The 12,422-nt window shown below is 42.4% G+C and carries 11 protein-coding genes and 1 tRNA gene; 2 read left to right on the forward strand and 10 right to left on the reverse strand.

Features of this window, described 5'->3' with window-relative positions:
• Nucleotides 1–25: 25 nt before the first annotated feature.
• The gene (gene rsfS, locus J4861_RS06310; RefSeq protein ID WP_211817292.1) at nucleotides 26–385 is read right to left on the reverse strand and encodes a ribosome silencing factor; all 360 of its coding nucleotides are present in this window, start codon (nucleotides 383–385) and stop codon (nucleotides 26–28) included.
• A 238-nt stretch (nucleotides 386–623) separates the two neighbouring features.
• Here rsfS and J4861_RS06315 point away from each other — a divergent pair.
• Nucleotides 624–694 (forward strand) — tRNA-Gln (locus J4861_RS06315).
• 74 nt (nucleotides 695–768) lie between these two features.
• Complete coding sequence (locus tag J4861_RS06320; RefSeq protein WP_004361372.1) at nucleotides 769–1,155, forward strand: rhodanese-like domain-containing protein; 387 nt, start codon at nucleotides 769–771, stop codon at nucleotides 1,153–1,155.
• Between the two features lie 740 nt (nucleotides 1,156–1,895).
• Here the strand turns inward: J4861_RS06320 and J4861_RS06325 are convergent.
• From J4861_RS06325 to J4861_RS06365, 9 genes are all read right to left on the reverse strand, one after another.
• Nucleotides 1,896–3,785: a DUF349 domain-containing protein gene (locus J4861_RS06325; protein WP_211817293.1), complete on the reverse strand. Its 1,890-nt coding sequence runs from the start codon at nucleotides 3,783–3,785 to the stop codon at nucleotides 1,896–1,898.
• A gap of 158 nt (nucleotides 3,786–3,943) precedes the next feature.
• Nucleotides 3,944–4,870 carry a magnesium transporter CorA family protein gene (locus J4861_RS06330; protein ID WP_004361368.1) on the reverse strand — a complete coding sequence of 309 codons (927 nt, stop codon included), beginning with the start codon at nucleotides 4,868–4,870 and terminating at the stop codon, nucleotides 3,944–3,946.
• 541 nt (nucleotides 4,871–5,411) lie between these two features.
• Complete coding sequence (locus tag J4861_RS06335; protein ID WP_211817294.1) at nucleotides 5,412–6,443, reverse strand: AMP-binding protein; 1,032 nt, start codon at nucleotides 6,441–6,443, stop codon at nucleotides 5,412–5,414.
• Between the two features lie 67 nt (nucleotides 6,444–6,510).
• Complete coding sequence (locus J4861_RS06340; RefSeq protein WP_211817295.1) at nucleotides 6,511–7,548, reverse strand: o-succinylbenzoate synthase; 1,038 nt, start codon at nucleotides 7,546–7,548, stop codon at nucleotides 6,511–6,513.
• Between the two features lie 10 nt (nucleotides 7,549–7,558).
• Complete coding sequence (locus J4861_RS06345) at nucleotides 7,559–8,110, reverse strand: four helix bundle suffix domain-containing protein (protein ID WP_211817296.1); 552 nt, start codon at nucleotides 8,108–8,110, stop codon at nucleotides 7,559–7,561.
• Between the two features lie 155 nt (nucleotides 8,111–8,265).
• Nucleotides 8,266–9,093 carry a 1,4-dihydroxy-2-naphthoyl-CoA synthase gene (gene menB / locus J4861_RS06350; RefSeq protein ID WP_211817297.1) on the reverse strand — a complete coding sequence of 276 codons (828 nt, stop codon included), beginning with the start codon at nucleotides 9,091–9,093 and terminating at the stop codon, nucleotides 8,266–8,268.
• A gap of 83 nt (nucleotides 9,094–9,176) precedes the next feature.
• Nucleotides 9,177–10,838, reverse strand: a complete 1,662-nt coding sequence (gene menD, locus J4861_RS06355; protein WP_211817298.1) for a 2-succinyl-5-enolpyruvyl-6-hydroxy-3-cyclohexene-1-carboxylic-acid synthase — start codon at nucleotides 10,836–10,838, stop codon at nucleotides 9,177–9,179.
• Nucleotides 10,839–10,938: 100 nt separating this feature from the next.
• Nucleotides 10,939–11,979: an isochorismate synthase gene (locus J4861_RS06360; protein ID WP_211817299.1), complete on the reverse strand. Its 1,041-nt coding sequence runs from the start codon at nucleotides 11,977–11,979 to the stop codon at nucleotides 10,939–10,941.
• Complete coding sequence (locus J4861_RS06365) at nucleotides 11,980–12,396, reverse strand: PaaI family thioesterase (RefSeq protein ID WP_211817300.1); 417 nt, start codon at nucleotides 12,394–12,396, stop codon at nucleotides 11,980–11,982. It abuts the gene before it with no gap.
• Between the last annotated feature and the right edge of the window lie 26 nt (nucleotides 12,397–12,422).

Below are 12,422 nucleotides of genomic sequence, written 5' to 3' on the forward strand. Positions count from 1 at the left end.
AAAAGGCGATTACCAGGTTACTTTATCAGTCTAAATCTGGCAGAGTGGTCAACTTGGCGTCCTCCCAAAGGTGTTCTATGTCATAGAATTCACGTGTCTCTGGGGTGAAGATGTGGACGATAACGTCCGCATAATCAATCGCCACCCACTGTGCATTACCAAGTCCTACGCAGTTGATAGGCTTCTCACCAATCGTTTCGCGAACATAATCGCTCACTGATCCGGCAATAGCTCCTACCTGTTGTGTCGAGTTACCTTGGCATATAACGAAATAGCGGCAGATAGTACCATCGATCTCTGATAGGTCTGCAATAACTATGCCATGTCCTTTTTTATCTTGAATTCCCTTCGTAATTAATTCTACTAAATTCTTTGTCTTATCCATTAAATAACATTATAATATACGAGATGCAAAGGTAGCGCAAAAGGAATGAAGCACAAAATAAATTTCATTTTATTTAGCAATTTGTTCCTGTTGAGCTTATTTGGGCTATTTAGCAACGAAAAACTGTCTTTGAGAATATTTTTATCTCTTTTCATGAAAAAAGTTGGTAGAAGTTTTGGTAGTTCAAGAAAAAGTGCTAACTTTGCACTCGCAATTCGGAAATGAATTGTAAAGTCAATGGGATATGGTGTAATGGTAACACTACAGATTCTGGTCCTGTCATTCCTGGTTCGAGTCCGGGTATCCCAACAAAGTGAGAGAGTTGAGTTTTCAACTCTCTTTTTTATTTCAATTAGTAACTTAAATATTTACCTGATTAAAAGATGAAAAAGTTATTTACAGCCATTTTGGCAGTATTGGGAATAGGTATGGGAGCATGTGCGCAGAATCTTTATGAGGATGTAGACGTTAATCGTTTTGAACAGATTATTAAGTCTGACTCTGTTCAGTTGGTGGATGTTCGTAAACTTGATGAGTTTACAGAAGGGCATATTCCAGGTGCAATACATATTGATGTGTTGACTCCTTCTTTCCTTTCTAATGCTCTCGCTAAGCTTGATAAGAAACGTCCTTGTGCCGTTTATTGTCGTTCTGGTAAGCGTTCTGCTATAGCAGCGACTCTTCTTGCCAAAGAAGGATACACCGTTACCAACCTTTTAGGTGGTATCATTGCATGGACTGAGGCAAAGAAGAAGACAGTAAAGGAATAAATAAGTCAGCTTTTAGGTTCTTCCGTTAAATCCAAATCGGTCAGTAGAGGCTAAACATATTTTGTTTTATTATCGAGCAGATTGTTTGGCTTTGTAACGCAGGTGTAGCGGGCTACGTCAAGTTACAAAGACTGATATTATAGATGTTTGTAAACTATTTTCATGTGTATCGAAGGCAATACATGGTCTTTTGGCTTCTAAAAGACGCCTAATTGACTTGTAAAAGATGCTTTTTTGGAGTCTAACTAACGCCCTTTTGAAGTCCAATTAAGCATCTTTTCTTATACTGCTTTGTAACTATCTGATTTTATGTTGACTACAAACTTACATTTTACATGTATAATCACCATTATTTATTGGTATTTTATTTGAAAGTATGTAATGATTTTTCGAAATACTATATGTCGGGTTTCATAAGTATAAAAATTATGGCTTTGCGATAAAAACAAAATATATTTAGTTTCTAATGACTGATTTGGAGTTAACGGATGAACTTACTTTTAGGGAATGTTTTATGGTTGACAGGTACTCTTTCTATCTCTCTCTTGGGAAATTCGTAGCTGTTACGAATTCTTTTTACGAAAATAATTCGACAATAAAACTTTGTTGTGAGAGAAATAATTGTGTTATAGATGATAAGAAAAGGGGCAATTCTGCAAAGAATTACCCCTTTTCTTGGTTCTATTTCCTTCAATCTACTCTTGTATTATTATGAAACTGAATAGATAAGAATGTCCTTTTTATTTATTTTCAGCATCGATAGCCTTAATCTTCTGCTTCACTTCATCCATATCATCTTTGAGTTTCTGGATGCGACGATTCATTTCGTCAATAAGACTGTTGCCCTTCTTTGAACTGATGTTGAGGAAACCGAGATTGTTCTCGTAAGTGTTTACCTCCTGCTTTAACTGTTCAAAGCGACGGAGCAGACGACCACGCTCGTTGTCGAGTGCATCAACACCGCGGTCAGCAACCTTCTTGAGGTTATTGCGGAAGTTGTCAACTCGTTTACGTGCTGCAGAGATATGGAGGTCTTTATAAATCTTATCCAATACCTCGTGGTATTCCTTGTAGAGTTTATCTTTCTCTTTATAAGGAACGTGACCCACCTTATTATATTGCTCAGTCAGCTTCTGTACCTTCTCTTGTAAGTTCTCACCTGTCTGTTCAACGAGTTCTTTCAGCTGGCTGATGATATCACGTTTCTTGTTTAAGTTCTCATGTTCCTCATTGCGGGAGTCAGCGTGAACAGCATTGCGAGCCTCGAAGAAACGGTTGCAAGCAGCAAGGAAATCATTCCACAACTGGTCACCAATCTTCTTAGGAACCATTCCGATGGTCTTCCACTCTTTCTGTAAAGCGATGAGCTTATCAGATGTTGCCTTCCAATCGGTAGACTCACTCAATGCTTGAGCCTTTTCAACAAGTGCCTTTTTCTTTTCTGTATTCTCAGCAAACTGCTCTTTCAACTGCTTGAAGAATTCGCCTTTACGACCAAAGAAGTCGTCACATGCAGCACGGAAACGTTCAAAAATCTTCACGTTCATCTTCTGTGGAGCGAAACCAATGGTCTTCCATTCCTGCTGGATAGCAATGATCTCCTTAGTGCCTTTCTCCCAATCAGCAGAAGACTTATTCTCTTGTTTTGCAAGTTCTTCAGCCTTTTCGCAGAGTGCAGTCTTCTTTGTTAGATTCTCTTCTTCGCGTGTTCGGAGTGTTTCGAAGTGCTGTTGGTGACGCTTGTTGATAACAGTGCTGGCAGCTTTGAAGCGTACCCAAATCTGCTCGCGAAGTTCCTTGGCAACAGGACCTGTCTCACGATATTCTTGATGAAGTTCCTGTAACTGGTGGAATGCACTGATAACATCTGTTTCTTCCGCCAACTTCTCAGCTGCTTCACAGAGTTTAGTCTTCTTCTCAAGATTCTTCTTGAAGTCGTATTCGCGTGCCTCACGATTGAGGTTTAACAAGTCATAGAACTGCTCAACATAGAGTTGATAGTTGCGCCAAAGTTCGTTAGCCTTCTCAGCAGGAACCATCTTGATTTCTTTCCACTCGTGCTGAAGCTTCTTGAACTGGTCAAAGTTCTTGTTAGCCTCTTCAGGAGTAGTAGCCATCGCCTTAATCTGTTCGATGATAGCTTCTTTCTTCTTGAGGTTCTGCTGCTTCTCCTCTTCAAGTGCGAGGAAAGCCTTTTGGCGTTTTTCCTTAATGATGGTCATCTCTGCCTTGAAGATTTCTTCATCCTCATCAGGCAATACCTGGTATTTCTCTGGGTCACCGCCATTCTCGAGATAAGCTTTCTGCTGTGCTTCACGTTCAACAAAATGCAACTTGTAGAATACCGTTTTCAGGTGCTCTACTTCAGCTTTCTCTGGTGTTTCGTTACTGTCAACGATAGCTTTCAGGCGCTCAATAATCTCCTTTTTTGAACTATAAGTCTTAGTAGCGAGATTTTCCTTCTCGCTCTCTGACTTCGTTTCAACTGGTTGATTGAGGTTTTCTTCTACAGCATCAGTATTAACATTCTGCACTTCGGAATTCTCCGTTGTAGCGTTGGCTGCAACTTCTTCAGACAGCTTAACTTCTTCTGTACCCTGATTCAGGGCATTTTCTTGAGAGTCCATCATTTCACTTTTTGTTTGTGATTTGGGTTTTTCCACATTTAAGGTTTCAGACCATTGCATAGATGCACGGTAGTCTTCTACCACTAATATATCAACTGCAAACTTAGATAAAAAGTTTGAATGTACCTAATTTTAAGTTGTTTTTTTTTAATTTCTCTCTTCTAAAGTAGGCGTTTACGGCGTAGCAGCCACCATGATGCAGCAGAAACGACGACTGATAAGAACATTGCAACAGGGAATCCCCATGGATTCGTTTCCATTCCATTGACAAGGTTCATACCGAAGAGGGAGGATATAAGCGTTGGCAACATCATAACAATTGACACCGAGGTGAGCGTACGCATCACGGTGTTCATGTTGTTGTTGATAATGCTTGAGTAGGTGTCCATGGTGGATTCAAGAATATCAGAGTAGATACTCGTGGTTTCTCGTGCCTGTGACATCTCAATATTTACGTCTTCAATCAGGTCGGCATCCAACTCGTCAATCTGCAACTTAAACTTCAACTTAGCCAAAAGGTTCTCGTTGCCACGAATGGATGTGATGAAGTAGGTAAGCGAATCCTGCAGACGACTCAGTCCAATCAAGCTTTCGTTGTCTACACCTTTATCCAAGTTGCGCTTTGCCTTTTCAATCAAAGTATTGATTTGCTTCAGTCGTTTTAGATACCACACAGCAGAAGAAAGGAAGAGGCGGAAAATCAGGTCTACATAGTCAGTAAAGCCCTCATTCCTCTTTTGCTGATAGCTGACAAAGTCGAGCATCATATTTGTTTCAAAGTTGCAAACCGTGATGGTTACATCTTTCTTGTGAATGATACCTAATGGTACTGTTGTATATGGGGTTCGTGAGCGAATTTCCTTCACGTAAGGGATACGGAGGATTATCAGCATCCAACCATCATCATATTCATAGCGTGCTCGCTCATCGGTATCGCTGATATCCGATAAGAAGTAGTCTGGAATATGAAAAGTGTCTTCGAGTTCTTGCTGATCCTGCTCTGTTGGGCAAGTTACCTGAATCCAGCAGTTAGGCTGCCATTCTTTAATGGTATTCAGGGTTCCGTTAATGTTCCAATATGTCTTCATTAGCTAATCTCCATAGTTAAATAATAGTGTGGGGATTAGCAACTTCTTGTTGTAATCCTCACGCTTAGTGTTTGAAATTCTCCGCGTGATAATCGTCCATTTAAAAATTATGTATTGGTTTTGTGACTGCAAAATTAGCTAAAAAAATCGGTTGTGGCAAACAAAAGGTTAAGTTTTTCATTGTTTGTGAGGGGCTGAGAAAATGTGTCTGGAGATGAGATGAAGAAAAGTTGCAAGGGCTAATTTTATTTGTAACTACGTGCATTTTCTTTGCTAATAGTATGATATATCTCCTTACCTTTATGTTATATATTCTCGTCTTGTGCTTTTTTCTAAGCAACTTATGTCTAAGTTAGCTTTTACTTGTTATATCCTACCATTGATTAAGTTCGTTATGACGAATCTCTTTTAAGTCTTTTAATAGATGTGCTGATGGTCCGCACGTGTGGTGCTGATAGTTCGCACATATGGTGCTGATGGTCCGCACCATTGGTGCTGAGTACTAAATAGGATGTAGAATGTAGTTGGATTGAGGGCAATGTTATGCTTTTGAATCACATAACTGGCGTGCCAAAGCCTTAATCTCTGCTCTTGCTGGTTTTCCATTACCTGTTTGGGGAAGGGTAGGAACGTGGAAGATGAAACAAGGTTGCCAGAACTTTGGAAGACGTTGTTGGCAGAGTGTTCTGACTGCATTGGTGTCGTCTTGTGTAGTGAGTAAAACCACAGCTTCGCCAAAACGCTCGTCGGGGCAGCTTGTTATAGCAAAATCGGCTGTAAGAGAGGAGTTTAGTAGGTGTTCTACTTCCTCAATCTGAATCTTAATGCCACCAGAATCAATCACATTATCTTTTCGTCCAAGGATACGGAAGCAAGGAGTATTAAGTCCTTCCTTTGTGTTCGTAGGGAGAATTTCAGCTCTGTCGTTGGTGACTAAAGGATGAGAGCAAACGGCAGGGGCATCAATGACCAGGCAATCTTCTTCATTGAGCCATACTTTCACACCGTCAAAGGGTTTGTACCACTCACTGGTGTCAGGTCCATTCAGACATCGGAGCGCAATATGTGAGAGCGTTTCCGTCATCCCGTAGGTACTCCAAACGGCGTTAGGGAAATCCTGTAAAGCAGCTGACAGTTTATCATCAACAGCACCACCGCCTATAATAAGATGGTGGATACGGCGCAAACGCTCACGCTCTTTAGGTACTTGTAGAGAGTTATAGACCTGCAGTGGTACCATTGCAGCAAAGGTTATCTCCTCGTTCGGGATACCTGCTTCAGACAAAGAATGGTCAGAGAGAGGGTGTCCAGATGGTGTTACGTTCAGCAGGCGTAGGTTACGCTCAATAGTTCTTACCACTACCATCTTTCCTGCAATGTAGTCGAGTGGCATACAGAGGAGGGCGGTATCGTTAGTCTTCAAACCAAGGAAATCGCAGGTGATGCGGGCAGAATTGAGCATACGCCGCTTCTCTACCCACAGCGGTTTTGGCTTACCAGTTGAACCACTGGTATGCACAAGGAGTTGTGGATTATCATTATGCCATTCTGAAAGGAAATTTTGTAGTGTCATTGTTGTTTGGTTTTGGTTTATTAAGCTAATTAGGCTAATAGGGCTAATTAGCCGAATAATAATTTTCTTAATCGCTTATCCAAAGCTGATCGCCCCTGATTTCTAATGGCATTGGGATATTGTCAGTGAAGAGTTGTCCCGTACCTAAGCCTTGTGGAGTGGTGATGTTTGGACCGTAGATGTCAGCTGTTAGCTGGGCGATAGCATTCAGTCCGATGTTACTCTCAAGTGCTGAGGTTATCCATGAATCAATGTTACGTTCTCTTGCCATTCTAATCCATTCTCTTGTTCCAGTCATACCGCCATGAAGACTTGGCTTTAGGATCATATATTGTGGGCGAATCGTATCGAATAAAAGCATTTTTTCTTCAGGATCATTGACACCAATAAGTTCTTCATCAAGGGCTATCGGTAGGGGAGAGTCAGCACACAAGCGTGCCATCTCCTGCCATTGATGCTGTCGGATAGGCTGTTCGATGGAGTGGATATTATATTGTGCCAATGCTTCTAATTGTTGCATGGCATCTTCTGGAGCAAAGGCACCATTCGCATCAACGCGTAGTTCCACTTGCTCACGTGTGAATGCTTGACGGATATGACTTATAAGTTCGAGTTCTTTCTCAAAGTCAATCGCACCAATCTTCAGCTTCACACAGCGGAAACCAGCCTTGAGTTTCGTTTCCAATCGCTGATACATCTCATCGAAAGTTCCCATCCACACGAGTCCATTGATGGTGATTCCTTCCTCTCCGCGTCCAAAAGCAGTGTTGAAGAAGTTGATGCTTCCCTTGGCATCCAACTGTGCCTTAGCCGTTTCTAACCCAAAAAGCATTGAAGGATAAGGGCGCATAGCATCAATGTTAATACCCCCTGTACGGCAGAAATCATCACAGAAACAGCGAAGTTTCTGCTCATATTTCTCGTCAGACATGGCATCACACGACAGGTCGGGGAGTGTTGCGCATTCCCCAATACCCACTACATCAGGCTGATTCGTGTCAGACAGTGTGACGTAATAGCTCTTCCTCGTTGTGTAGACACCGCGTGAGGTACCTGCAGGGAGGAGGAAGTGGAGGGTGCGGGAGGAGATGTTTATCTTGTACATTATAAGTTTTTTATTGTTTGTTTCTATATTCAATTCTTGCTCTTGTCATCTGCTCACGTATTCCACCATGTTTAATGAAATCCTCTTTGATATGGTCTAAATACTTTCTAAGTATTACATCTTCTTGATAAATCAATGTAATGGCTATGTTTGCTATTGTTTCATCTGTGCGTATTTGTATGGCATTACGATAAAAAGAAGACTCATTATGCTTGGCGCATACGCGTCGTGCTACGATTGCTCTCTTGTCATTTATGTCCCACTTGGTAAGATTCCGGACACGTAGATAATCTTCATAATCAATTAATAGTTCCTGTAGACTGGCACGTGCTACATTCACTAATTTTATTTCCGTTTCTGCAGAGGTTGTCGAGGCAGCACATCCTTCTGCAATGTTCTGCTTCCCCGAGCGGGCTGCTTGTATCATCTGATCTATCGTCCTGTCGTTTCTATCCAAAAAATGGTGGGCAAAGTAATAGGTAATATCATAAATGCATTCTGCTTTCTGATAAGCTATCAGGTTGCGATAGTTGCCCTTTTGTGGCAAGAAAGGTGTTCCCATGATTATTTCTTAGTTGTTGGTAATAAAGGTTCTGTTAGATTTATTGGCCTAATAAGGCCACTTAGCCAAATTGTTAATAAGCTCTATAGTCTTTGTTTACTAAATGGTTTCATTGGGCTTATTAGCCTAATTAGGCCAATAAGTCCAATAACTAATTATGGGAACTGCGGATACTTATCAAAGTCTGGCTTACGTTTCTCAAGGAAAGCTTTGCCACCTTCCTGTGCTTCGTCAAGTGTATAGTAGAGCATGGTGGCATCACCTGCAAGCTCCTGAATACCTGCCTGACCATCAAGTTCTGCGTTGAAGCCAGCTTTCATCATACGGAGTGCCAATGGAGAACGCTCTATCATTGTCTCTGCCCATTCTATACACTCGTCTTCGAGACGGTCGAAAGGAACTACCTTATTGACCAATCCCATTCGTTCAGCTTCTACAGCAGAGTACTGACGACACAAGAACCATATCTCACGAGCCTTCTTCTGACCCACGACACGTGCCAGATAAGATGCACCGAAGCCAGCATCAAAGGAACCAACCTTAGGTCCTGTCTGTCCGAAGATAGCATTGTCTGATGCTATTGAAAGGTCGCATACCACATGAAGGACGTGTCCACCACCAATGGCATAACCATTAACCATAGCGATGACTGGCTTTGGAAGGCGTCGAATCTGCATCTGCAAGTCAAGTACGTTGAGGCGTGGAACGCCATCACTACCTATGTATCCGCCATGTCCCTTTACGTGCATATCACCGCCAGAGCAGAATGCTTTGTCGCCAGCACCAGTCAGAATGACCACGCGGATGTCAAGGGTTTCACGACAGTAGTTGAATGCCTGTGACATTTCCCACACTGTTTTCGGGGTGAAAGCATTACGATAGCGAGGGCGGTTAATGGTTACTTTTGCTATGTGGTTGTTCTCTTCAAAGAGGATTTCCTCAAAGTTAAAGCCTTCAATAGGCTTCCATTCTCTTTTCTCCATAGGGTCTTTTTGTTTATGATTAAATATAAGGAACTTGCCAAGTCAGCTCTAAAATGAATATAGACTGTGGCAAGTTCATTTTGTTAAAATGCTTGATAATAATCCTTCAAAGCCTGTGCATCTTCTTCTGCGTTGGTGAATACTTCTAAAAGTACTGGTCCTTCCTCCGAGTTAAAGAGTTTGTCAAGGTTCTTGTAAAGCTCTTCTTCGTTGCGAGCAGAGAGGTAAACGATGTCATGTGTTTGACAGATTCCTTCCGCAGAGGTTGTATGATGGGCAGCAATAGCGCTATCCCGATAAGGTGAACGCTCCAAACCAGGCAGCTGATGGAAGATACCTCCACCGCCATTGTTAAGTAAGAGGATAGAAAGATTAGGCGGAAGAGATTCGTTCCATAGTGCATTTTGATCATAGAAGAAGCTCAAGTCACCGATAACACAGTATACATCCTCTTCTTCTTGATGTGCAATGGCATAACCAACAGCTGTTGATAACGAGCCTTCGATACCATTCACACCTCGATTAACATAGATGTATTGATCAGAGAAGATGTTGCCAAGCCGTACAGCCGAGCTATTCCCATAGAATAATTTACCATCAACAGCCTCCTCTCTCATCTTTTCGTGGAAAGCCTTAACAGCCAACATCTGTGAGAAGCGTGGTTTTATCGTTTTTCGGATGGCTAAGGCTTTATCGAAAGCCTTGTGCCATAGCGTTACAAAGTCACACTTTTTAACGCCTTCAGTCTCATTGGCAAAGATTGTGATAACATCCTCCGGTAAACCTTGAATCATCTCGGTGGTGTGCATAAAAGTATCACAGAACTCATCAATTCCATTTACAACGATTGACATCTCACACTTACACTCACGCAAGAACTGGCGGAGTCGTTTGCTGACAATCGTTCCTCCTATATATATAAGGTGGTCAGGACGATAAGCTTCGTCATCACCAATCATCTTCAACACTTCATCAATGGGTTGTGCAGGGCTAATACTGTCATCTGCCAACTTCTCTTGAAGGACGACAGCAACCTTCTTTAATGCCTTTATTGCTTCATGCGAATTGTCCACAACTTCAGGTGTCAGCTGCCCAAGAATAAACATTAGCTTCTTTCCACGGAAGAAGTCAACAGCCATTTCATGAACGCTGAAGTAATCAGTTGTAGCATGAAGCATGAAAATATTACGTTCATCAGGAAGCTTTGGTACGTTGTATTCAAAGAGTGGTTCACTGATTGGCACGTTGATATGCACAGGACTGCCATCATTCAGGCGTACTGCGTTTAACGCTTCATTGACCAAACGGTTGCAATACCAGCGTTCCTCCTCGTTATGAGGCTCTGGCAGTGTCACACTCTTACGGACATTTGGCTCCAATGCACGATGTTGTTGAAGCGTTTGTCCATCCTGTTGGTCAATCCACTGCGCTGGTCTATCAGCTGAAATAATAATCAGTGGACGTTTCTGATAGAACGTCTCAGCTGCTGCCGGTGCTAAGTTAAGCAGGGCAGAGCCCGATGTAACGCACACAACAACTGGCTCATTGTCTGCTAAAGTCATTCCTAACGCTACGAATCCTGCCGACCGTTCGTCGGTAACAGGATAGCACTCAATCTCGGGACAAGCACAGAGATTGTGTACGATAGGTGAGTTACGAGAACCTGGACATACAACGGCTTTCGTTACTTTTTCCTTTATGAGAAGGGATGTAAGGATGTTTACGTTTTCTTTATTGCTATACATTTGGGTGGTGGGTGGTGGGTGTTGAATGTTGAGGGTTAGGGTTATTGGTTCTGATAAGGCAATATGGCTAATTGGGCTAATAAGGCTTATCAGGCTAATCTCATTTTAACAACTGGCGCATAGTGTCAAGTTTGGCTTCTGTTTCCTGCCATTCATTCTCTTCTATACTCTCCTTTAAGAGTCCGCCACCTGCATAAAGGCGACACGTAGAACGAGAGAGTTGCATACAGCGAAGGGTGACATAAAGTTTTGCCGCACCCTTCTCGCCAAGTAGCCCACTGAAACCACTGTAATAACTGCGGTTCAGTTGTTCATTATGAAGAATAAACTGCTGTGCCTCATCCTTTGGCATACCGCATACGGCAGGGGTAGGGTGGAAGGCTGTAAGGAATGTTCCGAGTCGCTGTGTGTCTTTAAGTTGGAAAGTGAAGTCTGTGCGAAGATGCGCCAAATGTGCTGCACGAGCAGTATAAGGTTTGCTTTCTGTAATCTCAGCAGCAAACGGTTGCAAGCAAGTGCGGATATAGTCAGCAACGAGTTGTTGTTCTTCTTGATTCTTAGTAGACCACTTCATATCCTCACCTTCATACTTCATCGTACCAGCTAACGCCATTGTCTGATACCCCTCAGCATCACCACGAAGTAGAATTTCAGGACTTGCAATAAGCCACATACCTGTCTCTGCTGTATAAAAAAGTGCAATATACGAGCGTGGATACTTCTCACAAGCCTTAAGGAAAATGCTTCGAGGAGTTACACTCTCGTCTTTTGTTTCGATAATCGAGCGCGCCAGTACTAACTTACGGAATCTATTGTGTTTTAACTCTTTATGGAAACGGCAGAAATCGTTGTGATAAGCCTCGCGAAGAGAAGGCGTTTCGTTAGTAAGTACCGCCTCATCCTGCCAGTCGGGAATAGCATCAAAACCCTTGCTACCATCTAATGGCAAAGCAATAGAAGCCCCCCTCTGACCATCCAGCAAGTAAAGTGAGTTACTATCATCGCAATAGAAAGGAGCAATGACAAATCCCTTGCGCCCATTAAGTTCAGCAAGTGAGGAAATAGCCGTTGGTTTCTCTGGCTGTGAATAGCAATGACAAACCTTCTCGAAAGGCTCACGATAGATAAAGAAAGAATCCATTTACTTCTCTTGTGGGGCTATGACGTAGTTGGTAACTTGTACGCTTGAGATGAGTTCGTCTTCACCATTCTTGATATCAATGTTCCATACGTGTAGTGTATGGCCCCTATGAATCAGTTTTCCGTAAGCCGTAACTGTTCCACCATATGGCATCGCCTTGACGTGATTGCCATGTACATTGATGCCCATAGCCATCTTTCCGGGGCATAATGCCATTGAACCGATACCAGCAAGATTCTCTGCGAGAGCCAATGAAGCACCGCCAGCGAGGAATCCGAAAGGCTGTTTGTTACGGTCATCGACAGCCATTCTTGCCTTCAATGTGTCGTCCTCGGGCGTAGAGATAAACTCCATACCGAGTGTACGGCTTAATCCGTCTTCCTGATGAATACTTTTTATGATGTTTTCTACGTTCATAACCTAATCAACTTAATGTAATGCAA

It is taken from the genome of Prevotella melaninogenica (genome assembly GCF_018127925.1).
GTDB classification, from domain to species: Bacteria; Bacteroidota; Bacteroidia; order Bacteroidales; family Bacteroidaceae; genus Prevotella; species Prevotella melaninogenica_C.

Excerpts from the sequence above, each read along its gene's own strand:
- rsfS (WP_211817292.1), bottom strand. The coding sequence starts at position 385 with ATGGATAAGACAAAGAATTTAGTAGAATTAATTACGAAGGGAATTCAA.
- J4861_RS06320 (WP_004361372.1), top strand. The coding sequence starts at position 769 with ATGAAAAAGTTATTTACAGCCATTTTGGCAGTATTGGGAATAGGTATG.
- J4861_RS06325 (WP_211817293.1), bottom strand. The coding sequence starts at position 3,785 with ATGATGGACTCTCAAGAAAATGCCCTGAATCAGGGTACAGAAGAAGTT.
- J4861_RS06330 (WP_004361368.1), bottom strand. The coding sequence starts at position 4,870 with ATGAAGACATATTGGAACATTAACGGAACCCTGAATACCATTAAAGAA.
- J4861_RS06335 (WP_211817294.1), bottom strand. The coding sequence starts at position 6,443 with ATGACACTACAAAATTTCCTTTCAGAATGGCATAATGATAATCCACAA.
- J4861_RS06340 (WP_211817295.1), bottom strand. The coding sequence starts at position 7,548 with ATGTACAAGATAAACATCTCCTCCCGCACCCTCCACTTCCTCCTCCCT.
- J4861_RS06345 (WP_211817296.1), bottom strand. The coding sequence starts at position 8,110 with ATGGGAACACCTTTCTTGCCACAAAAGGGCAACTATCGCAACCTGATA.
- menB (WP_211817297.1), bottom strand. The coding sequence starts at position 9,093 with ATGGAGAAAAGAGAATGGAAGCCTATTGAAGGCTTTAACTTTGAGGAA.
- menD (WP_211817298.1), bottom strand. The coding sequence starts at position 10,838 with ATGTATAGCAATAAAGAAAACGTAAACATCCTTACATCCCTTCTCATA.
- J4861_RS06360 (WP_211817299.1), bottom strand. The coding sequence starts at position 11,979 with ATGGATTCTTTCTTTATCTATCGTGAGCCTTTCGAGAAGGTTTGTCAT.
- J4861_RS06365 (WP_211817300.1), bottom strand. The coding sequence starts at position 12,396 with ATGAACGTAGAAAACATCATAAAAAGTATTCATCAGGAAGACGGATTA.